Consider the following 25,108-nt stretch of genomic DNA (forward strand, 5'->3'; position numbering starts at 1 on the left):
CATGAGTGATATTTTACGAGGCAAACTCGCGACAGAATTTAAAACCGTGAAGGCAATGGTTGAGGTTTACTGTCACCATCATCATGCTACCCAGAACGAATTGTGTGTCGAATGTCGTGAGCTATTGGACTACGCAGAAGTCCGGCTTGATCGTTGCCCTTATGGCGAGGACAAACCTACGTGCAATCAGTGTCCAATTCATTGCTATAAGCCAGAGCCAAAAGAGCAAATGCGTTTGGTGATGCGTTATTCGGGGCCGAGAATGTTGCTTAAACATCCCATTTTGGCGATTCGACATTTGCTCCACGAAAAACGGGCGGTGCCGGAGAAACCTGCCGCGAATGTATCAAACCGTCATCGACGTTTATCCAAAGGTAAAACAGAGAAATAAAAAAGCGAGGGCATCAGGCCCTCGCTTCTTATTCAATGGCAATGTTAATGTCTATTATAGACCTGCCGCCATGTGCTGTTTACTTTTGCTTGCGACGAGCAACATGTATACACCAGTCGCCACTAAGGCAGCAAACAAGTAGCCCAACAAGCCATGCTCTTGCCCCATGAACTTATCCGCCACTACCGGACCAACCACGGAACCAATGCTGTAACTAAATAGCATCACTTGGGTTGCCGACACAATAAAGCGCTCATCAAGCCCTTCACAGCCAAGGTTAATTGCAATAGGGTACAAGGCAAATGTTGCTGCGCCTAAAAAGAAAAGTGCAGCAGCCAACACAACGGCTGACGATGAAATAAAAGTCAATCCGATTGAAAAAATACCCAAAATACAGAAGAGCAGCATAAGCACTGTGCGACTCATGTATTTGTTTAATGTGGTGACCACTGGTTGAACCAACATGCCACCTAAGATGACCAACGCCATTAATGTGCCAATATCTTGGTTATTGATTTTACGGTTAGTCAGTTCAACTGGCATAAGGCCGTAGATCGCACCTAAGGTTAAGCCAGAAACGACACAACCAATAATTGCAGCATGGTTTAGCTTGGCAATTTGTTTAAACGACAATGGCGTTGATTCATGACTGTTTGGTTGCTCACAATCAATGAACATCAGTACCAACATGGCCATTAAGATCAACGTTGTGATCGCAATAAACGGAACACCGCCACTTACGCCAAGCACACCAATGCCAAATTGGCCCAATGCAGAACCACCGTACAGTGATAGCATATATAAGCTCAAGCGTTTCGCGCGTGATGCTTCGTCACCGGCCATTAGCCAAGACTCTACGATGACAAAAACCCCCGCAACGGCGACACCCGCGATAAAACGCGCAACAAGCCATACCAGAGCATTAGCAAAAACTGGTAGCGTTATAATCGTTAGCGATAGTGCGGCTAAGCAGCCAATAAACGCTTTACGGTGACCCACCTGACGAACGATGCGTTCGATAAACATCGCACCAGTCAAGAGACCGCCATAAAATACACTCGCCAACCAACTCGCATAATCAGCCGAGATGTTGTATTCACTGAGCATGAGAGGGATCAAGCTCATTAAATAGCCCGAAGCCACCGCATAAAGAGACAGTGCGACGACTGGAACTGTAACTCGTGGTGATGCTGCAGGAACGACTGTATTTTCCACTGTTTTGCGCCTATAAGTTAAGTTAAATCTGAGAGTTAATCGGCGCGAATATTAGGCTAATGATCGGGTAAGTAAAATGAATAATTTAAGTCGTTTCGACAAATATTATTTATTAATTTTATAGGGTAGGCGATGCATAAAACGCCAGTCGAAAAAGCGGCTGGCGTAGTCAGTTACTTATTAAGCGCTTGATTTAACCATTGATTAAATTGATTTTTAGGCAGCGCACCATTGATCATATCAACACGTTGACCGTTCTTAAAAACCATAATGGTCGGGATGCTTCGAATACCAAATTGTGCGGCAAGTTCTTGTTGCGCTTCAGTATCAATCTTAACAAAACGAACCGTACCTGCTTGCTCTTGCGCGACATCAGAGAAAACTGGGGCAAAACCAATGCATGGGTTACACCAAGGGGCCCAGAAATCGACGACAACGGGCATATCACTTTGTAATAGAAAAGAAAAGTTATTTTGTGTTCCCTCGATAGGTGTACCATCCAAAAGCGCACTTTTGCATTTGCCGCAAGTTGCAGGCTCTGCAACGCGTTCATTAGGGACACGGTTTAAACCGCCACAAGACGGACAACGAGTTTTAAACGATGACATGGCTTCTTCCTCTTTATGACAACTTAATGAAACATGACTTACCAGTCAGCCTCATTATTTGTATACTGATTTTTTAACCTGCCGAAATAACACATAGCAGGTTTATATTTGAGCCTAAGGTTCTAAGAAATTTCATTAAAATACAACAATAAATAGGTCTGTGATGACAAATTACTATGCTGAAATTACAGGTTGGGGGAAATGTGTTCCGCCAGCCGTGCTCTCTAACGATGATCTTAGTACTTTCCTTGATACTTCAGACGAGTGGATTCGTACGCGTACAGGTATTGAAAATCGCCGCATCAGCCATGTAAATACTTCGGATATGGCAACCGTCGCGGCACAACACGCCCTGGCGCGCTCAGGCGTAGAAGCTGGCGAGATTGATCTCATCATCGTTGCGACATGTTCTCCGGATTCACTGATTCCAAACATAGCATCGAAAGTGCAGCAAAACTTGGGCATTCGTTCAGTTGCTGCGTTTGATCTAAATGCCGCATGTACTGGCTTTGTTTACGGCCTAGAAACTGGCACGCGTTTGATTCAGTCTGGTAATTATCGCCACGCGCTCATCATCGGTGCAGAAAGACTCTCTTTCTATATTGATTGGGCAATGCGTGATACCGCTGTATTGTTCGGTGATGGTGCTGGAGCGGTTGTGCTTTCAAGAACGGAAAAAGAAACGGGCCTACTCCAAGCTCAAATTGGCTGTGACGCAAAAGGCCGCGACATTCTGTCTGTACCAAAGTTTGGCACTTGTATGGATCGTTTTGCCGAAGATAATGGTTACTGGGACTTCAACTTTGTAGGACAAGAAATCTTTAAACGTGCGGTAAAAGGCATGGGACTTGCTGCGAAAACGGTACTAAAAGCATCACAGTTAGCCACAGACCAAATTGATGTGGTGATACCACACCAAGCGAACATCCGCATTATTCAAGCTTTGTGTGATCTATCCGGTATCCCGCAAGAGAAAGCGTTTGTCAACATTCAAAACTACGGCAACACGTCGGCCGCAACTGTACCAATTGCACTGTGTGAAGCGGTAGAGCAAGGGCGAGTAAATCCAGGTGATAACATGTTACTTGCGGCATTTGGTGCTGGTTTGACATGGGGCGCAGCGGTATTGAAGTGGGGTGACCGTGTAACGCCTGTTGCTGAGAGTGAGGCCGTATTACCTGAATGTGAACAATCAGCATTGGAATTACTTGAGCGCGCGATTACGTTATGTAATGAGCGTCGTCGCGACGACACTTAAATCCATGGCGGTAAGACTAAATTGAGCAGGGAGCCTTGAAGCTCCCTTTCTAATGGCTAAGTGGAATGAGCCTACAATACCATTTAAGAGATGTGACACGACAAGGTTGCGACTGTTTAGCCGTCTCTATGGCGCTGTTATATTAACCTCGAGCGAGTTTATGATGAGCACGAGAAAAATGATCGGCGCAGAATGCCCCCACAATAGAAAGCTCACCTGCAAGACAAAGTGCAGCGGTTACTTCAGCCAATGCTTTTGCTTTGCCATTACCATACAATCCTAAAATGTCCAAACATGCCTTTTGAGTTGGCAGCCCAGTTCCTCCACCCACCGTTCCGACCATAATATTAGGTAGAGTAACGCAGGCGTATAAATCTCCCTGAGCATTCACATCCATACGTGTGATGCCAACGGCTGATTCTGCAACGCAAGCTGCATCTTGCCCGCAAGCAATATAAAGTGCCGCTAGGGCATTGGCATAATGCGCATTGACACCAATAGTACCGCTGAGCAAGCCACCAACCGTGGTCATTTTGCCAAATTGCACCATAGATTGTGGTGTTGTATGCAGATATTTCTCTATCAACTCGGCGGGGATCGTTACTTCAGCAGAGACTTTTTTACCACGAACAGAACGCAACGTATGCGCATTCGGCTTTTTGTCGCCTGATAAATTTCCGTCTAAGAATGCTTCAATAGGTTTGAGTGGGCTGGCCGCCAAAATATGATGGAACACCGCGTTTGTCGCTATAGTCACCATATTTTGACCTGAAGCATCACCCGTAATGTACTCGAAAACCAGATAGACGTGATTCCCTTCGATATTCACGTTGATGTCTTTAAGCTTGCCGTGCGCTGTCGTGGAGTGCGCAATTTGACGAAAGACATCAAACTGAGTCACAAACCAACCTACAAATTGGCCCGCATCGGCAAGGTTATTAAAGGCAAATACCGGTGTTCGGCTCACGCCTTCGCTGAGTAACAACGCACTTGCACCACCAGCGGCAGTGATCAAGTTGGCACCGCGATTGTATGAGGCGACTAATGCGGCTTCAGTGGTTGCAAGAGGTATTAAAAAGTCACCATTTGCGTATAAACCGTTAACGCGCAAAGGGCCGGCGATACCGACCGGCACATTTACGGTGCCGATAAAGTGCTCAATATTAGTAGAATAAGATGCGCAATGTGACTGAGTAAAAGGATCGAGAAGAAGATCTTTGTTTGTCGTTCCCTCTAATACTTGCCAGCGACGCGCTAAATGTTTGTCCGATAGCGAAGGGCTCAAGCAGAGGCGCTTTTCTGGCTTGTGAAACTTCGGTTCTAACGCCGATTGAATCTTATCACTGGCCTCAATATCGGAAAAGGCGGAGCTTTGGATGGTGTTATTGTGGTTTAACTTCGGCATACAAACGTTAACTGAAAAATCGAATCAGAGATTGTAGTGATTGCGGCTTTGATTACAACGCTGATGATACGTTTTGCAACAAATACCACTGGTTGACCATGTTTGATGGATGGTACTGGCTAATTTGCAGACATTAGCCGCGCGAATAAATCATTAAGTCGAAGTATGCTAACCAACAGAGCGACAAACCAATGTTGGAAGACGAGCGCGGACTGTTTTGTGGATCAATTCTAAGCTGTAACGGCTGATAGTTGCTATCAGCCGTTTTTGTTTGCTGGCGTTAAACGGATTAACGCATTGTAAAGGTTACGCTTTGGCGAATTTGTAGGTGCGGTAACCACCAAGCAAGTTACGAGCGTTGTAACCATTATTGACCAATTGACGGTAAGCGACGTTACCGCGTAAACCGACCTGACAGTAAATCACGATCTCTTTGTCTTTTGGTAGCTCGCTCATACGATGGCGAAGCTCATCGATAGGAATATTGATGTCACCTTTGAGGTAGTTACCATTTTCGCGTTCATCTGGATTACGCACATCCAAAATAATTTGCTCGTCATTTAGCGAGTCCATTTGATCATAATGAATGGCTCTTGCGTCACCTTGGATGATATTATTCGCCACAAATGCCGCTTGGTTGATGACATCTTTTGCACTGCCATATGGTGGCGCGTAAGTCAGTTCGAGGTGTTGCAGTTGTTCAACAGTCATGCCTGCGCGTTGTGCAACCGCCATTACGTCGATGCGTTTGTCGATGCCGTCTTTGCCGACCGCTTGCGCCCCTAAGATCTTGCCTGTTTTTGGGTCGAACAACATTTTAAATGACACGACTTCAGCGCCTGGGTAGTAGCTCGCGTGGCTTGCTGTATGTACGTACACTTTCTCGTATTCAATATCGTCACGTTTCAGTTGTTTCTCATTCTTCCCCGTTGATGCTACAGCTAAATCGAATATTTTACAGATTGCCGTACCTTGTGTGCCTTGGTAGGTCTCTTGGCGACCAAGCATATTACCCGCCGCCATGCGACCTTGACGGTTGGCTGGGCCTGCAAGTGGCACGAGCGTTTGCTCACCAGTCACAAAGTCTTTTTCTTCAACCGCATCGCCCACCGCATAAATATAAGGATCACTGGTTTGCATGTATTCGTTAGTATAAATACCGCCTAGAGAACCAACTTTAAGGCCAGTTTCTTGTGCCAGTTTTGTTTCGGGGCGTACACCGATCGCCATGATCAAAATATCGGTGGTGAGCTTGTCACCGTTATTCAGGGTTAACTCTAATTCACCTGTTAGGTGTTGGTGTTTTTCACTCTCGCCAGAATCAAAACTTGCTACGTGATGATTTGGTACGTATTCGACTGACTCAAGTGCAACGCCAAGCTTAAGGTCAACACCTTTGTCACGAATTTCTGCGTGAGCGAAACCAGCCATTTCTCGATCTACTGGTGTCATGACTTGGTCTGCCATTTCGATCAGAGAAGTTTTAATGCCAAGCTGATGAAATGCTTCCATCATTTCTAAACCAATAAAACCGCCGCCTACAACCGTAGCGTGCTCCGGCTTGTTCATTTGGATCGTTTCGATGATGCGATCCATATCTGGAATGTTACGTAGCGAGTGGGTGAGCGGGTTATCGAGCCCTGGAATTGGCGGAACAATAGGGCCTGCGCCGGGGCTAAGCAATAGGAAGTCGTAGGATTCTACGTATTCAGACTGATCCAACAGATTTTTAACCGTGACGGTTTTGGATTCACGATCAATCGAAACCACTTCATTCATCACACGAACATCAACATTAAAGCGTGCTAAAAAGCTTTCTGGCGTTTGTAGTAGTAACTTACTGCGCTCTTGGATATCGCCGCCGATGTGGTAAGGCAAGCCACAGTTAGCAAATGAAACAAACGGGCCACGTTCAAACATGATAATTTCGGCATCTTCACTTAAACGACGTGCGCGCGCAGCTGCGGATGCACCGCCGGCTACGCCACCGATAATAAGAATTTTAGTCATATCTATACACTCCAACTTCATGAGTAAAAACAAACAATAAAACACTCTGAGAGCGAATGAGTTATTGTTTGCTCTTATTAAGACAGGCAACAGTGCGATGAGTTTTGTTTGAGGTGTATTGCTATATACTTAACGTTCAAACTTGATGATTTCTGCGTCTTCAATCACACGACGAGGACAAGTAACTGCGGATCGGCCATCGATAACACCACAGTAAAGTCTAAAGGTGAGTTGATCTTTCGCGACAAGCGAGTTATTGCTAAAGATCAACAATCTCGAGATTATCTAAACCCCAACTTCTTGAAAAAGTACGCTGCTGGGCAGATTCCAGTGTAAGCACTTTGAATCAGATTCACACCGATAAACACGGTCAACCAAATGAAATTACTGTGGACGAACACCGTGAGTAAGACCGAAATCAAAACCATAGTGCCAGCAAAAACTCGTACTGCATTTTCTAACGTCATTACTCTTCTCCTTACTGCTCTCAAACTGAGAACGCCATCCTTTGATATTCATCACTATAAATAACTAAATTAGAAAAGTCTAATGTTTAGATTGTTTAATTTCGACATTTCTAATTTAGCATTGACTAAAGTTATTGGTTTAGTAAAATCTAATTTAGCTTTAAGTGTAGAGGTGAGCCATGAGCGATTTAGAGGTGGATATTGTAACAATGAAAGACAATGCTAATGAAGCGGCGGATTTTCTAAAAGTAATGGCGCATCCTGAACGGTTAATGGTGTTGTGCCAACTGACGCAAGGAGAGGTCGGTGCTGGGGAATTGCAAAAGAACTCACTCCTAAGTCAATCTGCTTTTTCACAGCACTTAACCGTACTGCGTAAACACAATCTCATTCGTGCTCGTAAATCGTCTCAACAAGTTTTTTACTCCCTGTCAGAACCGAGAGTGGAGTCATTAATCAAAGCGCTGCATAGCGTTTTTTGTCAGTAATTCGTAACTAAGGTTTTAGAGGTAAATAATGTTAAACGTTATTCCATGGGAATCGTTGTTTGGTGGCATTTTATTAGGGATATCCGCCACTATTTTGTTGTTGATTAACGGAAAAGTTGCCGGAATCAGTGGAATTATGAATGGCATTATGTCGCCGAAAAAAGGCGATTATTCATGGCGATTGCTTTTTGCGCTAGGAATGATTGCTGGTGGCTTGATTAGCGTTCTAATGTTGGGGATTGCGGTTCCTAGTACCGCGAACCTTTCTTTAGGGATGGTGATTACCGCGGGGTTATTGGTAGGAATCGGAACCAGACTGGGTAACGGATGTACTAGCGGACATGGCATTTGTGGCATGGGTCGTTTGTCTAAGCGTTCTATTGTCGCGACCTGCGTATTTATGGTTGTCGCTGGCCTAACAGTATTCGTTCGACTTCACCTAGTTTAAGAGAGATTCCATGAACAAGACTATTTTTCGTTTTTCTGCTCTTTTGAGCGGTGTGTTATTTGGGTTGGGCATGGCAGTGTCCGGCATGATCGACCCAGCTAAAGTCATTGGATTTTTAGATATTTCTGGCCGTTGGGATCCAAGTTTGGCTTTTGTGATGGGCGGCGCACTTGCGGTATTCATGCCAAGCTATTTTTTAATCATCAAGCCGAGAAAACAATCAGTTAGTGGTGAAGCGTTTTGCACACCAACCAATAAGAACATCGACGGACGTTTGTTATCTGGTGCGGCCATCTTTGGTTTAGGCTGGGGTTTAGCGGGTATTTGTCCTGGCCCTGCCGTTGCAAGCTTAGCATTAGGTAACGTGAGCATGGTGGTGTTCTTCGTCGCCATGTTAGTTGGCTCTCTGTTCGCGAAAGCTGTTATTACCAACCGAAATACGAAGAAGATGAAAACCGCAAACGCGTAAACAATTAATCTGATATGGAGGGGAAAGGATGCCCGACAAACTAAAGCGAAGTTTTGTTCAGTCTGTGATGAACAGCTTTTTCCCTCCGATCATGATTCTGTTGGCGTTTTCGGTTGGTGTCGCGGCATTGTGGTTAACGCCAAAAGAAGAGGATCCGCAAATTGTGGTGCCAATGGCCGATGTGCTCATTTCGGCTCCGGGATTAAGCGCATCACAAATTGAACATCAAATCACAGAACCGCTAGAAAAGTTAGTGAGTCAAATTAATGGAGTTGAATACGTTTATTCATCTTCAATGGAAGGTGCAGCTCAGGTGACAGTTCGATTCTATGTCGGCGAAAACCGCGAAGATGCACTCGTTAAGCTCTACAACAAACTGTATTCTAATCAGGACAAAATTCCTCCTTCCGTTTCCAACTGGCTTGTTAAACCCGTTGAAATCGACGATGTGCCTATTGTCGTTGCTGCCGTTTATTCTACGGATCCTGCCATACTCGATCGTCATCAATTAAGACGTATTGCTGATCAAGCGACGTTGGAGCTCAAATCTCTGGACGCAACCAATAAGGTTGAAGTTATTGGCGGTGAACCAAGAACGATTCAGATAGAGCTCGACTCTGTTGCGATGGCAAACTTCAAAGTGACCATTGATGATCTCGAACAAGCTATTCAACTTAGTAACAATAAAACTCAAGGTAAGAACATTCGAGTTAACGGACAACACTACACGTTGGAGTCTGGCCAATACCTAACCAATGCAAAAGAGGTAGGCAACCTCGTGATTGCGGTGCTTAACCGTAAGCCTGTTTACTTAAAAGATCTGGCGCACATCTATGATGGCGCTGGTGAAGCGGTCTCTGACACGTGGTATCGAGATAAAAACCAAAACGAAGCTTATCCAGCTGTGTTTATTTCTGTTGCCAAACAAAAAGGCTCGAATGCGGTAAATGTAGCGCAATCGGTCAGAGATAAACTCACTCAGCTTCAATCCGAACAGTTCCCACCTCAAGTGAAAATCGAGGTGATACGTGACTACGGTAAAACCGCGAATGCAAAAGTAACCGATTTAGTGTCCAGCCTCAGTATTTCGATTCTAACCGTTGTGGTGTTTGTTGGTTTGTTTCTTAACTGGCGCAGTGCCTTGGTAGTGGGTATCGCGATTCCTATCAGTTATGGGGCGGCGCTCGGAATGGACCTCGCGTTTGGGTATTCCATCAACCGCGTGACGCTATTTGCATTGATATTGGCGTTAGGTTTGATTGTCGATGATCCAATAGCCAGTATTGATAACATTGAGCGATACCTTAAACGCAAAGATTTAACTCGCTCTAACGCTATCGTTCTCGCAATGGCGGAAATCCGTAGCGCGTTGCTGATGTCGACTGTCGCCATTGTTATCGTGTTTACACCGATGTTTTTTATTACGGGGATGATGGGCCCTTACATGGCGCCACTGGCATTCAACGTACCCATTAGCGTGATCTTCAGTACTATTGTCGCCTTTATGATTACTCCTTGGCTCGCGAAGAAAATACTCAAAGGAGCACAGAATAGTGGTCATTACGATATCCAATCCTCACCGATGTACCGTCTGTATCGCCGTGTGTTAACGCCACTTCTAGAAAGCCCAAAAAAAGCGTGGTTATTTCTTGGTCTCGTTGTTTTATTGTTTGTCTTAGCGGCGTTATTGCCCGCGTTACGCTTGGTTCCCCTCAAGTTGTTACCTTACGACAATAAAAACGAGTTCCAACTGGTGTTAAACATGCCGGAATCGTCCACCTTTGTAGACACGTCGAATGCATTATCGAATTTTACGGATTACTTAGTGACGGTGCCGGAAGTGACCAGTGTATCTGGCTTTGCGGGCACTGCATCGCCAATGGATTTTAATGGAATGGTACGTCATTATTTTATGCGTAATGAACCATACCAAGGGGAGCTGCGCGTGGTCCTCGCTGAGAAGAATCGTCGTTCGATGCAATCTCATGAAATTGTCACTCGACTTAGAACAGATTTAGAACAGATCGCGAACAAATTCGATGCGAATATTCAGTTAGTGGAAGTGCCGCCAGGACCACCTGTCATCGCCACCATTACCGCTGAGGTTTATGGCGATGCAGCGACCTCTTATGAGGAGTTGATGACCCAAGCTGAAAAAGTGGCGGACAGACTGCGTAAAGAACAACTCGTATCAGAGGTCGATACCAGCATCCAAGGAAACTTAGAGACGTGGCAATTCATCGTTGATCAAGAAAAGGCCGCACTGTCTGGCGTTTCTGTTGCTGATATCAATAACACTTTGATCACCGCAGCCAACGCCAAAGTGATTGGCTATATTGCCAGTCCTAATGAAATTTCGCCACTACCAATTGAAGTGCAGTTGCCGCGTGAAGACAAAGATAACCTGAATCAATTGGAGCAATTGTATGTTCGAGGTCGACCGGGTATCGCCAAAGTAGAAGCCAATGGAGCGATAGTGGATGCGCCTCAGCCAGTCGTGCAATTATCTGAAATGGGACATTTTATCAAACGCGCTGCGGATAAACCGAGATATCACAAAAACCTTAAACCCGTTGTGTATGTGTACGCCGAAGTTGTAGGACGGGTTCCGGGTGAAGTGATTGCGGATTTGATGGCAGATCAAGATATCAGTGATGCCGAAGACGGACATAGCCACTGGCAAGATCGTACTTATTTAAGTAACGGCGCGGGGGTAGCGTGGAGCGTACCAGACAACATACAAGTGGTATGGAGCGGTGAGGGTGAATGGAAAATTACGGTGGATGTATTTCGTGACTTAGGTATTGCTTATGGTGCAGCTCTACTTGGTGTGTTTGTTGTCATGTTGATCCAAACGGGCCTGCCCGCAGTGTCTGGCATCATTATGCTGGCAATCCCATTAACTGTTATCGGGATTATGCCCGGGTTCTGGATTCTGAACGTCTTGAGCCATGATATCGGCAACTACCCAAATCCAGCACTGTTCACCGCCACTGCAATGATCGGCATGATTGCATTAGCTGGGATTGTAGTGCGTAACTCTCTTGTTCTGATTGAATTTATCCAGCAATCATTGCAAGCCGGCAGTGGTTTGCATGATGCATTGATTGAATCTGGCGTTGTACGTATGCGTCCCATACTGTTGACGGCAGGCACGACCTTACTGGGTAATGTGGTTATCACCTTAGACCCAATTTTTAATGGATTAGCTTGGGCGATTATATTTGGTATTACCGCTTCGACTGTCTTTACCCTGCTTGTTGTTCCGGTGGTTTATAACCTGGCATATCAAAATACAAGAGGTTATGGATTACCTCAGATGGAGGAAAAGTAATGACATTAGATAAGAAATGGTTAGGCGTTATTTTATTCGCGATACTTGCGCTTCTTTTTCTCTATATGGCCGGTTTTTTCACTGAAAAACTGCCTACGCAACCCGTGGTGAAAACCAATCAGATAGATGTTAATAATGCACAAACGCACCAGCTGATGCTAACTCGTGAACCTGTGGTTCGAGAGTTTCCTGGCGTGGTTGTTGCTGAGCAGCGCGCCGATATTGCTGCGCGACTCACCGCCACGGTGATGGAAGTACTGGTTAAGGTTGGTGACAGAGTGAAGCTTGGTGACGTATTGGCGAGACTAGAAAGCGATGATCTTGATGCACGAGTTCGGCAAAGTGAGCAAGCCTTATCGTCAGCACAAGCGCAACTCAATGCGGCGAGAAAGGAGTTCTCCCGAATTAGGTCACTCTTAAATAAAAAATTGATCCCTCAATCGCAATTTGATCAGGCCGAAAGTGCGTTGCAAACCGCTCAAGCAAACTTCAATAAAGCGCAAGCCTCGGTATCTGAAGCAGAAACCACTTTCGGTTACAGCATTATTACGGCCCCGTTTGAGGGGGTAATCACGCAAAAACCAATTAATAAAGGCGATACCGCGACGCCGGGTGCGCTACTTTTATCGATGTATAACCCCAACTCACTAGAGATTGAGGTGAACTTTGCGGAATCTGTCATGCCTTACGTAACTTACAATAAAGAGGTGGATGTCGTTTTTCCTTCCTATAATCTCAACACTTCGGCAATGGTAAAAGAAGTGACGCCTTCAGCAGATGCCAATTCACGCAGTTATACCGTTAAACTTCAATTTGACTCTCCCAATGCTATTTATCCAGGTACGTATGCCAAAGTAGCGTTAACGTTAACTGATGATGTAGTACTAAGGGTGCCGAAAGAAGCGGTTTACCAAGTTGGGCAACTGGATTACGTCAAAATAGTACGAGGCAGTGGCGAGGTGGAAACGCGGCTTATTCAGCTAGGTGAGTTGGGTCGAGTGCGCACGGGGTTAAAGCAGGGTGACGTGGTGTTACTGAACCCGAGATCACGTTGACTTGTATTTACTCCTCTGAGCAATGGAAAAGCCTCGCAAAACGTGGGCTTTTTTATTCGTTCAGTTAAACGTTATGGTCGCGTTTATAGGGCAATGGTCACTCAGCTTATAATCTAAAACGTCTCGCGAGTTAAACAAGGTTTGGTGCACGTTATTGGCCTTCAGTTTAGAACTGACAATAATGTGGTCAATAAGAGAACGGAACTGATGGGTTTTATGCGAATGCTTATTTGAACGCACCTTGCACTCTGCTTTGGTATTGCGCGTCACCAATTGAGCGTTATTATCACGTGTCATGATCGCCCATAACCAGTCGCCTTGGTAAGACAAGTTATGATTGAAATCACCTAGGACCGCGTACTGTTCATCATTCTTTTCTCTCTTACCCATCCATTTTCTAAGCGCCTCACCTTGTTGGCTTAGTATTTGGCAGCTTTGGTTATTTCTGTAAGCGGCGCGACATCCGGCTTTCAAATGAACAGACAGTAGGTGAAGCTCGTGTTCATTTTTGGGGTTAATCACAATGTAGCTGGCAAAGCGTAACTTGCGATTACCACGCGAGGTAGAAAAATCTGGCGAATCAGTAACAGTATTTCCTTTGCGGACAGCAAACCCAGTGTATTGATTAATATCAGAAAATTGAAAGGGCTTATTCTTGATCCGCGCTCGATCGGAAAGATAAATTGTGTAATCGTCTCCTGTCACTTTTTGAATCGCGCTTTTAGAGTTGACTTCCTGAAACGCAATCACGTCGGCTTGAGTTTTATCCACATAGTGATTGAGTTTTTCGAAATCAGCATTCGTTCGAGAAACTTTGCCATTATGCATAGAGAGCCATTCAATATTCCAACTGGTTACGTTGATGGAATTTTGAGCAAGCGATGTGGCGCTGACAATTAATAAGACGGCAATAAACAGTGATCGCATAGTGGATTGTTTCACTCCCATTTTTTAGCGTATTCCTTTCCACCCTTTATTCTATAAGAGTTCTAAAAAAAGCAAGTAGAGTTCGTGCCAATTTTGCAATTTTCATGGTTTTCTTTCCAACTGAGATCGGTGCCAATAAGATCGACTTGTTCTTGTTCGCTAGGCGATCTTTGTTGATCAAAATCAATGTTTTTAGGTGGTGGTTTTCGTTAAATACGCCACAATATATTGTGTTATTAGAATGAAAGATGGCCCCATATAGTGTGTTTATGGATAATTCTGTGAGTATGCTAAGGTAAGGAGAAGAAAGTGAAACCAATCGTAATCAAACGTGACGGCTCAAGAGCTCCGTTCAACAGGGATCGTATCCAAGCAGCAGTTGAAGCCGCAGCGGAGAGCAAAGATAAAGATGTGGCCATTTATGCACTCAATGTCGCGCTTGCTGTCGAGTTACAGCTACAAGATCACGATGAAGTTCACATTCATGAGATTCAAGATCTAGTCGAGAATGAACTCATGCAAGGTCCTTACAAACCGCTAGCCCGTTCATACATTGAATACCGTCACGATCGTGATATCGCCCGTGAAAAGCAAAGTGCACTCACGCGTGAAATCGAAGGTTTGATCGAAGAAAGCAATCTCGACCTCATCAATGAAAACGCGAACAAAGACGGTAAAGTTATCCCAACTCAGCGCGACCTATTAGCAGGTATCGTGGCTAAGCACTACGCGAAAACACACATTCTTCCGCGTGATGTGGTTCAAGCGCACGAAGTGGGGGATATTCATTATCATGATTTGGATTACGCACCATTCTTCCCGATGTTTAACTGTATGCTTATCGACTTAAAAGGCATGCTTACACACGGCTTTAAAATGGGGAATGCGGAAATTGATACGCCGAAATCAATTTCAACAGCCACAGCGGTAACGGCGCAAATCATCGCGCAAGTGGCGAGCCATATTTATGGTGGCACGACCATTAACCGTATTGATGAAGTGTTAGAGCCGTATGTGATTTCAAGCTATGAGAAGCATCTGACAATCGCAAAAGAGTGGAACATTGCAGAGCCTGAAGAGTTTGCACATGCACGTACAGAAAAAGAGTGCTATGACGCATTCCAATCATTAGAGTACGAAGTAAACACATTACACACAGCAAATGGTCAAACGCCATTCGTTACGTTTGGTTTTGGTCTTGGTACAAGTTGGGCTTCCCGTCTTATTCAGCAATCGATTTTGAAAAACCGCATTGCTGGCTTAGGCAAAAACCGTAAAACAGCCGTATTCCCTAAACTGGTCTTCGGTATAAAAAATGGCCTGAATCACAAGCCAGAAGATCCAAACTACGATATTAAGCAGTTAGCGCTTGAGTGTGCATCAAAACGTATGTATCCAGACATTCTTAACTACGACAAAGTTGTGGAAGTCACAGGGTCATTTAAAACCCCAATGGGTTGCCGTAGCTTCCTTGGTACTTACGAAGAAGATGGTGAGCTTATCCATGAAGGTCGTAATAATCTTGGTGTGGTAAGCTTGAACCTGCCACGCATCGCTCTCCGTGCCAAAGGCAGTGAAAATAAGTTCTACGAGTTACTGGATGATCGCCTACGTCTGGCCCGTAAAGCGTTGGAAACACGTATTTCGCGTCTAGAGAATGTCAAAGCGCGCGTGGCCCCAATTCTTTATATGGAAGGCGCCTGTGGAGTTCGCCTTAATGCTGATGACGCTGTGGCCGAAATCTTCAAAAATGGCCGAGCATCGATTTCTCTTGGTTACATTGGTGTACATGAGACGATTAATGCCTTGTTTGCTACAGAGGCGCACGTTTACGATGACGCAGTGTTACGAGAAAAAGCGGTTGCTATCGTGAAATACCTAAAAGAAGCGATAAACCAATGGACGGACGAAACGGGTTATGGTTTCAGCTTGTACGCAACCCCAAGTGAAAATTTATGTAGTCGTTTTTGCCGCATCGATACGAAAGAGTTTGGCTTGATCGAAGGCGTAACAGACAAAGGTTACTACACCAACAGTTTCCACTTGGACGTAGAAAAGCAAGTTAACCCCTACGACAAGATCGATTTCGAAATGCCATACCCAGACATTTCTAGTGGTGGCTTTATCTGTTACGGCGAGTTTCCGAACATGCAACGTAATGTTGAAGCGCTAGAAAACGTATGGGATTACAGCTACACCCGCGTACCTTACTACGGTACGAACACGCCAATCGATGAGTGTTACGAGTGTGGCTACACAGGCGAATTCGCATGCACAAGTAAAGGTTTTACTTGCCCAAGTTGTGGCAATCACGATTCGACAAAAGTATCGGTAACACGTCGTGTATGTGGCTACCTAGGCAGCCCAGATGCGCGACCGTTTAACTTCGGTAAACAGGAAGAGGTTAAACGTCGAGTGAAACATCTTTAAGTTTAACGGCCACTCGAATTCATATTTTGAAATCAACCTATTTTGGGTTGATTTTCTGTTCTAGCGATAGCAAAGAGATACCCTATGAACTACCACCAATATTATCCAATTGACGTTGTGAATGGGCCGGGTACGCGCTGCACTTTATTTGTGTCGGGTTGCGTGCATCAATGCCGTGGCTGCTACAACCAGTCGACGCAGCGTTTGGACTCTGGTGTATTGTTCACGCAAGAAGCGGAAGATACGATCATTAATGATCTGAATGACACGCGCATCAAGCGCCGTGGTTTGTCTTTATCGGGCGGCGACCCGCTTCACCCTGCAAATGTGCCTCATATTCTTAAGTTAGTGAAACGAGTAAGAGAGGAATGTCCAAATAAAGATGTCTGGGTTTGGACTGGTTACACACTGGCTGAGTTAGATGACGCCCAACGAGAAGTGGTGCAATACATCGATGCTTTGATTGATGGCAAGTTTGAGCAAGACAAGAAAGACCTCAATCTGGAATGGCGCGGAAGCTCGAACCAAATCATCCATCATTTTACTCATCTTTAACTTCATTTTATGAATATGAAAAGGGCTCACGCGTAAGTAACGGGTGAGCCCTTTTGGTGTGAGTTCAATTATCAATGATGAGTTACGCGGTCACTGAAGTATTCTCTTCAACCATATTATTGATCCAGTGTTTAGACCGAATCCGGTGTGTGGTGAGCGCACCCTTAACCATCTCTTCAACCAACAGAGACATCAAGACAAAATGCAAAGGTAGTCCTAATATCATTCCGGTGTAATAGGTGAGTGGAATGCCGATTACCCACTGACCAAATGTATCGATAAAAATGCTGTAGCGAATGTCAGCGCCACTTTTTAATACCCCACCAATACCTACCATATTGAACACTCTCAAAACCATACCAAGCGCCATGACTAAGCACACATTCAGCGCCATTTCCGGATCGGTTAACGGACTCAGCTCCAATAGATGATGAATCAAGGGTGAGCTCAACCACACTAAGAAAAATAACAACATGGCTAAGAGCGTACTGGTCAATACATACCACCATGCTGTTTTTTCGGCATGGTCATACTGTTTAGCTCCAATATCGTTTCCTAATAATACTGATGCCGCCACCGCAAAGCCCATAAAACTCGACATCAATACGCCTTCAATAGGAGATAAAAGTGAGATAATGGCGAGCTCAGACACACCTAACTGACCATAAATGATGCTATAAATAATCAAGCCGCCAGTCCACAGTGCATCATGAATCAACATTGGAAGAGAAACTCGAAAGTACTTTTGACGATGAGGTTTGAGTGTTCCTTGAGTCCAATCAAATTTGGTTGGTAAAAGGTATGAATACCGTTTACAGAAAAAGTAAACCAAGGCCGCAGTTTGGAAAAAGCGGGAAATAAATGTCCCAACCGCCGCGCCCAATACACCCCATTGCGGAAAGCCAAACAAGCCGAAAATAAGAACCGCATTTAATAGGATATTAACGATGATAGCGAGCAAGCTAACATTGGTGGCCAGTTTCGTTTGTCCAACCGATCGGAGCACCGCTTCTATTGGTACCACGATCACGGTTCCAATCAAACTTAACCCAGTGACGGTTAGATAATCACCAGCGTAACGCACATATTCGGGATCTTCAGACATAAACGCTACGATCTGTTTATCAAAGACGACGTAAAGAGCAATAAATGGCAACGTAACCAACGTCGCGATAAACCAAGACTGAGCGAGTGTTCTTTTAATTCCAGCAATATTACCCGCGCCATAATATTGAGATGCCAGCACACTGACGGCGCCGCATAGTCCTAGCACAACAGCGAGATTAAAGAAAAAGATTCGATTACCCACACCAACAGCCGCCGTTGCCGATTCTCCAAGCTGGCTCACCATAAAAATATCGACGACACCTAGTAATGAAAAAAGCATGGACTGAATTGAAACAGGGAGACCAATCGCAATGAGCTTTTGCCAAAATGCTTTATTAATGTATTCGCGTGTTAAGAGCATCGCATTTCCCCTCAAAGAATAATGTGAGTAGTTTATCCACATGATCTGGCGGTGTATTTTTCAAAGACATCCAAAACCTTTGCGTAACTCTCTATTAACGCATATGTGAGCTAATGAATCATGGAAGACAAACAAGAACGTTACGCCATTTCAGAGAAAACCTATCAAGAGTTGATCGATCACACACGTGTACTGGCATTGGAGGAGCGAGGCATAGTGCAATGCGGCATTGCTACCTGTCGGGATTTTTTTTCGGTATACCGTAAAAATCAGAAGAAGCACATGCTGCTTTATACCGTAAGAGGAAAAGGTTGGTTGGAAAGTGGTTCTTGCCGATATGATTTGGAGCCTGGTTCGTTAGTCACGGTGCCTGCTGGAATCGAAAATAGTTTGGGCATGGAAGAAGAGCCGTGGAAAATCGCTTGGCTTTTTCTTTCGCCTCACAAGCAGTGGTCGATGATAGATCGTGATATCAGTTATCAACTTACCCCAGCCCCTGAAGTGATGTACTCCTGTATCCAAACCTTACTGCGTAGTATCAACCTTCCTATTGAGTATGGCGGTACCGTGGGAGCGCACAGTGTTGCTCAATTAGAATTGATGTTGAATATGCCATTATCTGAGTCAATATCACGTAATCAATTGAAACTTCGCCGAGTGTTTGACCTTGCTCAGCGGCAACTCCATAAAGATTGGAGTGTCGACCAACTCGCATCATTATACCCTTGTTCAGAGCCGCATTTGCACCGTCTAACTCAGCAGCAATTTGGCCGAGGGCCGATGGCGCATTTGATGCGTATGAGAATGGAATATGCGGCGAGACTCCTTCGTTCTACAGAATGGCCGATTCAGCACATCGGTGAAATAGTCGGATATCCCACCAGCGCAAACTTTAGCACTCGATTCAAAGCATGGTCGAGCATGACCCCAAGAGAATTCAGAAAAAACGGGAGGGTGGATTGGGACCGAGAGAAGTGAATTGTCTTTTTATGACCGCTTGAGCGTCCAGACCTCCTCAACGTCTAGGATTTGACCTTTAACCAATGAAATAAGTGAAAAATCATTTCTCCGTTTTTAACGATAGTGTTAACGTGAGGCTCGATACTTGAATTTCAAAGGGTTATGACTTTCATGCTTTCTAATCTACCGACTCCCGTATTAGATCCTATTTTATCTCTATCCGTTGCATACCGTAACGATGAACGTCCAAACAAGGTTGACCTTGGAATTGGCGTATACAAGAACAGCGCTGGCGAAACGCCAATTATGAAAGCCATTCAAATGGCTCAAGATGTTGTTGTCAAAACTCAAAAAACTAAGTCTTACGTTGGCCTTGCTGGTTGTGAAGAGTTCAACCAAAGCATGCTTGAACTCTTATTGACGGGAACGTCAGCAATGGATCGCGCCGCTGCTGTTCAAACACCGGGTGCTAGTGGTGCATTGCGTATGTTGGGAGATCTGATTAAGGTCGCGCAACCAGATACGACTGTTTGGATTTCTAATCCAAGTTATGTGAATCATAAACCAGTGATGGAAGCGGCAGGTCTCAAGGTGAGGTTTTACCATTACTTCTCTCCGGAAACGAAACAGGTTGATACCGCACGAATGCTGGATGATCTTGCTCAGGCAGGCCCTTCGGATGTGGTATTGCTGCATGGTTGTTGTCACAACCCAACTGGAGCAGATATTGACTTTGCAGCTTGGCAAGCGATTACCGAACTTTGTCAGAAAAATGGTTTTATGCCATTTGTTGATATTGCTTACCAAGGTTTCGGTGATGGTCTTGAACAGGATGCGAAAGGTCTTCGCTTTATGGCCGATAACGTCGAAGAAATGTTGGTCACAACATCGTGTTCAAAAAACTTTGGTTTGTATCGTGAGCGTACCGGTGCCGCAATTGTGGTGGGTAAAAATACTCAAGATGTAACGAATGCGAAAGGTAAATTGCTCACCTTGGCACGTTCGACTTATACCATGCCGCCAGATCATGGTGCTGCTTTGGTTAAGACGATTCTCCAAGATCCCAACCTAACTTCAGTTTGGCAGCAGGAGTTAAGCGAAATGCAACAGCGTTTAGTCCATCTTCGCCACAGTTTATGTAACGAATTGAGAAACAATCATCATACAGATCAATTCGACTTCATTGAAACTCACAAAGGGATGTTTACTGTGCTAGGGTTTAATGGAAACCAAATGGCACAACTGCGTGAAGAGTATGGCATTTATGGTGTTGGTGATGGTCGAATTAACATCGCTGGTCTAACCGAAACACACATTCCATACGTAGCAGACGCAATTAAGAAAATATCTCAACCTTAATTGGAGTGAGGATGAAAAACTGGAAATTGATTCTGCCGCTTATAATCAGTGGCAGTTTAATTGCTTGTACGTCAACTCAAACGACCACAGAACCTATTGAACCAGAAACGCCAAAAGTCGAAGAGCCTGTAACAGTCGAACCAGTCGTTAAGCCAAAGTTAGAGCCGAAGTTAGAACCGAAGCCTGACGCTGAGTCTAATCGGGAACGAAAACCAAAACCGGTAAAACCAGTAAAACCAATCAAGGTACAAAAAACATCGGATGGCCTGTTAATTCTCGGTGCAGAAGAGTGGGTTTACGTTTCTGAAATTGGTCACACGTTCAAAGCAAGAGTAGATACTGGCGCAACAACCTCGTCGATCAGCGCCACAGATATTGTGCCGTTTGAACGCGATGGTAAAGATTGGGTTCAGTTTAAAATTGATTTCAACGGGAAAACGACCAAAGAGTTTAAAATCCTCGTCGAGCGCTGGACAAAAATAAAGCAATCATCGTCGAAAGATAAAGATGTTGATAAACGTGCCGTTGTAAAGGTTTACATTACTGTGGGTGATCACAAAGAGAGAACGGAATTTACACTTGCAGAGCGTGGGCATATGAAGTTTCCAATCTTGTTAGGCCGAAGTTTTTTCAGAGACATCGCAATCGTCGATGTATCTAAGCAATATGTTCAAGATAAACCAACGAACTCGAGCCAGAAATAACAATACAGCCTAACCAGTTAAACAAAAAAATGGCCTCCATGTTGAGGGCCATTTTTTATTTTGAAATCGATTTAATTAGAATGCAAACCGTGCAGACATCACTAACTGTTGCCCGTAAACACCATTATTTTTGAAGTCGACACCCAGTGATAATTGCTGAGTTGAATGGAATCGAGCGCCAACATTATAAACGGTGTTGGTATCGTCATTATCCATTATTTGGCCAAGACGCGCATGCAACTCCACATTTTGCAAAAACCAAATACGGGTACCGATGTTAACTTCTGTGCGCCATTCTTCTCCGATTTTATCGTTACCACTTTCTTTAATATTGTGCACTAACATTTGGCCATAAATATCAGCAAACTGACCAGCAGGGCCATTAAATCCGATACCACCAGCGATGTCCCAGTCGCCACTGAACTCACTGTCTGCACGACCAATAAAATGCGTATTTTCGGTAAAGTAGGTTGTGAACTCGCCCCCAAACGTACCTGGGCTTGTACCCATGCGGAATTCCATCGTGTTGTAGTTGAAATTATTTGCATGTGCGGAAAGTGGCAAAACAGCGCACAAACCAAAGGCTGCAACCTTTAGAGCTTTACCTAGCATGGTGTCTCCGGGCAAGATGGTTAAAACGAACAAAAAAGTGGTCAGCAAGAAGCAGACCACTTTTTACAAAGTATCATTTAATTCACTTGTCGTCACCAAACAATCTAGGTAGTGCGGTTGTCTTTGGTTGGAATTGGGAGCCGATATTCCTTTTATAAGACAACCAATTTTTCTACTTCTATTTCTGGCTTACTGCCTCCTTCAAGCTCACCAAAGAGGCGAACTTTGGTGGTGTGATCAATCGGTGAAGTGAGACGAATATCGTCATCGAGTTCAACCATGATCTCGCCAGAACCATCACTAAAAATAAAGGTGTCCGCACGTACCTGACGTAATAAATTACCTTCTACGATCACATCTTTTTCAGTAAACATCCCAGAGTCTTGGAGCAAAGTGTCGAGTTTTTCTACAGAAACTGGGCCGTTAAATTGAAAGCTGGACTGACTGTGATCCTTGGCATTAGCGATAAAAGGTGTCATCACTAATGCTGCAATGGTGGCGATAATAGTGTTCTTTTTCATGTCTAACTCCTATCAGTAGGTTTGTTTTGATAATGCTATTAAAACAAAGCCTGTTTGAACCAATCATGATTCCCTTATTCATATTCGATTCATTCGCTTGAGTATGGGGTAATGATAACGTTATGATTGCCCATCTTCTTTTACTCTTTACAAATGTTCATGAAAACAGCGATCCCATCTTTAATGGTCCAAGGCTCTACCTCAGACGCCGGAAAAAGTGTACTTGTGGCAGGTTTATGCCGTGTATTAACAAGAAGAGGGATAAACGTTGCCCCATTCAAACCACAAAATATGGCATTGAATAGTGCGGTAACCAAAGATGGTGGCGAAATAGGGCGCGCCCAGGCTGTTCAGGCACAAGCATGTAATATCGAGCCGACAGTGCATATGAATCCGGTCCTTATTAAACCAAATAGCGACACCGGAGCTCAAATCATTTTGCAAGGTAAAGCGATTTCTAATATGGATGCGGCTGGTTTTCATGATTATAAGAAAGTCGCGATGGATACAGTGTTAGACTCTTTTTCACAACTGACGCAAGAGTTTGATTCAGTAATGATTGAAGGGGCGGGTAGCCCTGCGGAAATCAATTTAAGAGAAGGTGATATTGCCAACATGGGGTTTGCGGAAGCCGCTGATGTACCGGTGATCATTGTGGCTGATATTGATCGAGGAGGCGTTTTCGCGCACTTGTACGGCACATTAGAGCTGTTGTCGAAAACAGAGCAGGCCAGAGTAAAAGGTTTCGTCATTAATCGATTCCGTGGGGATATTCGTTTATTGCAATCTGGTCTTGATTGGCTGGAAGACAAAACAGGTAAACCAGTATTAGGTGTCTTACCTTATCTGCACGGACTGAACTTAGAGGCTGAGGACGCAATAACAACGCACCAAGCATTGGCCTCGGAAGTCAAATTGAACGTCGTGGTTCCGGTACTAACACGTATCAGTAACCACACGGACTTTGATGTGCTGCGCCTCAATCCTGACATCAATCTACGTTACGTTGGTAAAGGGGAAAGAATTGATAAAGCTGATTTGGTTATTTTGCCCGGAACAAAATCCGTAAGAGACGATTTGGAATACTTAAAAAGCCAAGGTTGGGATAAAGACATCCAACGTCATCTTCGTCTTGGTGGGAAAGTGCTTGGTATTTGTGGTGGTTACCAAATGTTAGGGAAAAGTATTGATGATCCAGACGGAGTTGAAGGTAAGCCTGGCTCAAGTGAAGGTCTAGGGCTATTGAACGTCCATACGGTGCTGACAGGCACTAAACAAGTCACTCAAATTGAAGCCTTGCTGCGCCTTAATAATCAAGACGCTAAAGTTAAAGGCTATGAGATTCATGTGGGTAGGAGTCAAGTATTTGATGAGCAACCACTGAAGTTAAACGCTGGGGAATGTGATGGTGCCATTAGTGAGTGTCGGCAAGTTATGGGCACTTATTTACACGGTTTCTTGGATCAAGTAGAAGCGTTAAATCTTATTACTGAGTGGGCAAATGGTATACAAGTTCAACAACAAGACGTTGAAGCACTTAAAGAGTTGGGAATTAATCGCATTGCGGATGCGATAGAACAACACATGAATCTTGACTTTCTGTTTAAATAATACCTTAACCAATTGATCCTAAACGTATTTTTCTCATCTTGTTCTGGAGTGTACCTATGAAAGCATGGAAAACGCATGCTTGCCTTGCGGCAATATTAAGTCTTTCATTTTCCGCCAACGCGACACCGGATCTCAAAGTTTACGCAGCGTCCTCTATGACCAACGCTATCGACAAAATCGCGCAGGATTTTGAAGACAAGTACAATGTCACGGTAACCCCTGTTTATAGTGGTTCCTCTTCGATCGCTCGACAGATCATGAATGGTGCGCCAGCAGATATATTTATCTCTGCGAATACGAAATGGATGGACTATTTAGTTGATGAAAATATCATTAATCGTGACAATGTCACTGACCTAGTGCGCAATAGTTTGGTCCTGATTACTCCTCAATATTCGAAGCTCGCGACGTTTGATTTTTCGGATGGAGATGCGTGGGAAGTAGCGTTGAACGACAATCGTCTCGCGCTTGGTAACCCAGCCTCCGTCCCAGCAGGAATGTATGCTAAAGAATCACTGCACACACTTGGAGTATGGAAAAACATTCAACACAGGGTCGCTCCAGCTAAAAATGTTCGCCTTGCTTTAGCTCTTGTTGAACGTGGTGAAGCCCCGCTCGGTATCGTGTATAAAACCGACGCTCAGTTAACGGATAAAGTAAAAGTTATTGGCGAGTTTAAAAGTGATACGCACGCCGATATTATTTATCCTGCGGCGATGGTTAAGGATTCAACAGAGTCGAAGCAGTTCTTTCAATACTTAAGATCGGATGAAGCAAAACGTATCTTTGTTCAGTATGGCTTTCAGTGATAAG

General features: G+C 44.5%; 23 protein-coding genes. 14 read left to right on the top strand and 9 right to left on the bottom strand.

The features are described 5' to 3' along the window. Position 1 precedes the first annotated feature (1 nt). Positions 2 to 391, top strand: a complete 390-nt coding sequence (locus ATG66_RS03320) for a nitrous oxide-stimulated promoter family protein (protein WP_098413947.1) — start codon at positions 2 to 4, stop codon at positions 389 to 391. Positions 392 to 445: 54 nt separating this feature from the next. On the opposite strand, the gene ATG66_RS03325 is transcribed toward ATG66_RS03320, so the two are convergent. After that, on the bottom strand, positions 446 to 1,606 hold the full coding sequence (locus tag ATG66_RS03325; protein WP_098413948.1) for an MFS transporter: 1,161 nt from the start codon (positions 1,604 to 1,606) through the stop codon (positions 446 to 448). 173 nt (positions 1,607 to 1,779) lie between these two features. Then, the gene (gene trxC / locus ATG66_RS03330; RefSeq protein WP_098413949.1) at positions 1,780 to 2,214 is read right to left on the bottom strand and encodes a thioredoxin TrxC; all 435 of its coding nucleotides are present in this window, start codon (positions 2,212 to 2,214) and stop codon (positions 1,780 to 1,782) included. Positions 2,215 to 2,377: 163 nt separating this feature from the next. On the opposite strand from trxC, the gene ATG66_RS03335 reads away from it, so the two are divergent. Next, positions 2,378 to 3,472, top strand: a complete 1,095-nt coding sequence (locus ATG66_RS03335) for a ketoacyl-ACP synthase III (protein ID WP_098413950.1) — start codon at positions 2,378 to 2,380, stop codon at positions 3,470 to 3,472. A gap of 142 nt (positions 3,473 to 3,614) precedes the next feature. Here the strand turns inward: ATG66_RS03335 and ATG66_RS03340 are convergent, their stop codons facing one another. From ATG66_RS03340 to ATG66_RS03350, 3 genes are all read right to left on the bottom strand, one after another. After that, complete coding sequence (locus tag ATG66_RS03340) at positions 3,615 to 4,877, bottom strand: hydroxymethylglutaryl-CoA reductase (protein ID WP_098413951.1); 1,263 nt, start codon at positions 4,875 to 4,877, stop codon at positions 3,615 to 3,617. Between the two features lie 306 nt (positions 4,878 to 5,183). Next, a complete protein-coding gene (locus ATG66_RS03345; RefSeq protein WP_098413952.1) occupies positions 5,184 to 6,887 on the bottom strand; it encodes an FAD-dependent oxidoreductase in 1,704 nt (567 codons plus the stop codon). Positions 6,888 to 7,168: 281 nt separating this feature from the next. Continuing rightward, the gene (locus tag ATG66_RS03350) at positions 7,169 to 7,354 is read right to left on the bottom strand and encodes a YgaP family membrane protein (RefSeq protein ID WP_098413953.1); all 186 of its coding nucleotides are present in this window, start codon (positions 7,352 to 7,354) and stop codon (positions 7,169 to 7,171) included. A gap of 179 nt (positions 7,355 to 7,533) precedes the next feature. On the opposite strand from ATG66_RS03350, the gene ATG66_RS03355 reads away from it, so the two are divergent. The 5 genes from ATG66_RS03355 to ATG66_RS03375 are packed head-to-tail and all read left to right on the top strand — an operon-like array spanning position 7,534 to position 13,148. Then, positions 7,534 to 7,842, top strand: coding sequence for an ArsR/SmtB family transcription factor (locus ATG66_RS03355; protein WP_098413954.1), 309 nt, complete (start codon positions 7,534 to 7,536; stop codon positions 7,840 to 7,842). A gap of 28 nt (positions 7,843 to 7,870) precedes the next feature. Beyond that, entirely contained in the window at positions 7,871 to 8,290 is a 420-nt protein-coding gene (locus ATG66_RS03360; RefSeq protein ID WP_098413955.1) for a YeeE/YedE family protein, read from the top strand. Positions 8,291 to 8,300: 10 nt separating this feature from the next. Then, positions 8,301 to 8,759: a YeeE/YedE family protein gene (locus ATG66_RS03365; protein ID WP_098413956.1), complete on the top strand. Its 459-nt coding sequence runs from the start codon at positions 8,301 to 8,303 to the stop codon at positions 8,757 to 8,759. Positions 8,760 to 8,787: 28 nt separating this feature from the next. Continuing rightward, positions 8,788 to 12,093: an efflux RND transporter permease subunit gene (locus ATG66_RS03370; RefSeq protein ID WP_098413957.1), complete on the top strand. Its 3,306-nt coding sequence runs from the start codon at positions 8,788 to 8,790 to the stop codon at positions 12,091 to 12,093. Continuing rightward, entirely contained in the window at positions 12,093 to 13,148 is a 1,056-nt protein-coding gene (locus ATG66_RS03375) for an efflux RND transporter periplasmic adaptor subunit (protein WP_098413958.1), read from the top strand. The genes ATG66_RS03370 and ATG66_RS03375 overlap by 1 nt, the downstream gene beginning before the upstream one ends. Before the next feature lie 60 nt (positions 13,149 to 13,208). Here ATG66_RS03375 and ATG66_RS03380 read toward each other — a convergent pair whose 3' ends face one another. Next, positions 13,209 to 14,075: an endonuclease/exonuclease/phosphatase family protein gene (locus ATG66_RS03380; protein ID WP_098413959.1), complete on the bottom strand. Its 867-nt coding sequence runs from the start codon at positions 14,073 to 14,075 to the stop codon at positions 13,209 to 13,211. Between the two features lie 309 nt (positions 14,076 to 14,384). Here ATG66_RS03380 and nrdD point away from each other — a divergent pair, with 309 nt between their 5' ends. Together nrdD and nrdG are read left to right on the top strand one after the other, a co-directional pair. Continuing rightward, on the top strand, positions 14,385 to 16,505 hold the full coding sequence (gene nrdD, locus ATG66_RS03390) for an anaerobic ribonucleoside-triphosphate reductase (protein WP_098413961.1): 2,121 nt from the start codon (positions 14,385 to 14,387) through the stop codon (positions 16,503 to 16,505). 84 nt (positions 16,506 to 16,589) lie between these two features. Further along, entirely contained in the window at positions 16,590 to 17,060 is a 471-nt protein-coding gene (gene nrdG, locus ATG66_RS03395; protein WP_098413962.1) for an anaerobic ribonucleoside-triphosphate reductase-activating protein, read from the top strand. A gap of 82 nt (positions 17,061 to 17,142) precedes the next feature. On the opposite strand, the gene ATG66_RS03400 is transcribed toward nrdG, so the two are convergent. After that, a complete protein-coding gene (locus tag ATG66_RS03400) occupies positions 17,143 to 18,528 on the bottom strand; it encodes an MATE family efflux transporter (protein ID WP_098413963.1) in 1,386 nt (461 codons plus the stop codon). Positions 18,529 to 18,648: 120 nt separating this feature from the next. Between ATG66_RS03400 and ATG66_RS03405 the strand changes: the two genes are divergently transcribed. The 3 genes from ATG66_RS03405 (at position 18,649) to ATG66_RS03415 (ending at position 21,551) form a co-directional block, all read left to right on the top strand. Continuing rightward, complete coding sequence (locus tag ATG66_RS03405) at positions 18,649 to 19,506, top strand: AraC family transcriptional regulator (protein ID WP_098413964.1); 858 nt, start codon at positions 18,649 to 18,651, stop codon at positions 19,504 to 19,506. A 153-nt stretch (positions 19,507 to 19,659) separates the two neighbouring features. Continuing rightward, positions 19,660 to 20,847 (top strand): amino acid aminotransferase, encoded by a 1,188-nt coding sequence (locus ATG66_RS03410; protein ID WP_179885579.1) that lies wholly within the window; start codon positions 19,660 to 19,662, stop codon positions 20,845 to 20,847. An 11-nt stretch (positions 20,848 to 20,858) separates the two neighbouring features. Further along, positions 20,859 to 21,551, top strand: a complete 693-nt coding sequence (locus ATG66_RS03415; RefSeq protein WP_098413966.1) for an ATP-dependent zinc protease family protein — start codon at positions 20,859 to 20,861, stop codon at positions 21,549 to 21,551. 75 nt (positions 21,552 to 21,626) lie between these two features. Here the strand turns inward: ATG66_RS03415 and ATG66_RS03420 are convergent, their stop codons facing one another. Next, positions 21,627 to 22,163 (bottom strand): hypothetical protein, encoded by a 537-nt coding sequence (locus tag ATG66_RS03420; protein WP_179885580.1) that lies wholly within the window; start codon positions 22,161 to 22,163, stop codon positions 21,627 to 21,629. Between the two features lie 152 nt (positions 22,164 to 22,315). Continuing rightward, positions 22,316 to 22,684, bottom strand: coding sequence for a YgiW/YdeI family stress tolerance OB fold protein (locus tag ATG66_RS03425; protein WP_098413968.1), 369 nt, complete (start codon positions 22,682 to 22,684; stop codon positions 22,316 to 22,318). Positions 22,685 to 22,843: 159 nt separating this feature from the next. Between ATG66_RS03425 and ATG66_RS03430 the strand changes: the two genes are divergently transcribed. Continuing rightward, a complete protein-coding gene (locus ATG66_RS03430; protein ID WP_098413969.1) occupies positions 22,844 to 24,295 on the top strand; it encodes a cobyric acid synthase in 1,452 nt (483 codons plus the stop codon). 56 nt (positions 24,296 to 24,351) lie between these two features. Further along, complete coding sequence (gene modA / locus ATG66_RS03435) at positions 24,352 to 25,104, top strand: molybdate ABC transporter substrate-binding protein (protein WP_098413970.1); 753 nt, start codon at positions 24,352 to 24,354, stop codon at positions 25,102 to 25,104. The last annotated feature ends 4 nt before the right edge of the window (positions 25,105 to 25,108 follow it).

It is taken from the genome of Vibrio sp. ES.051 (genome assembly GCF_002563795.1).
In the GTDB taxonomy this organism is placed as follows: Bacteria; Pseudomonadota; Gammaproteobacteria; order Enterobacterales; family Vibrionaceae; genus Vibrio.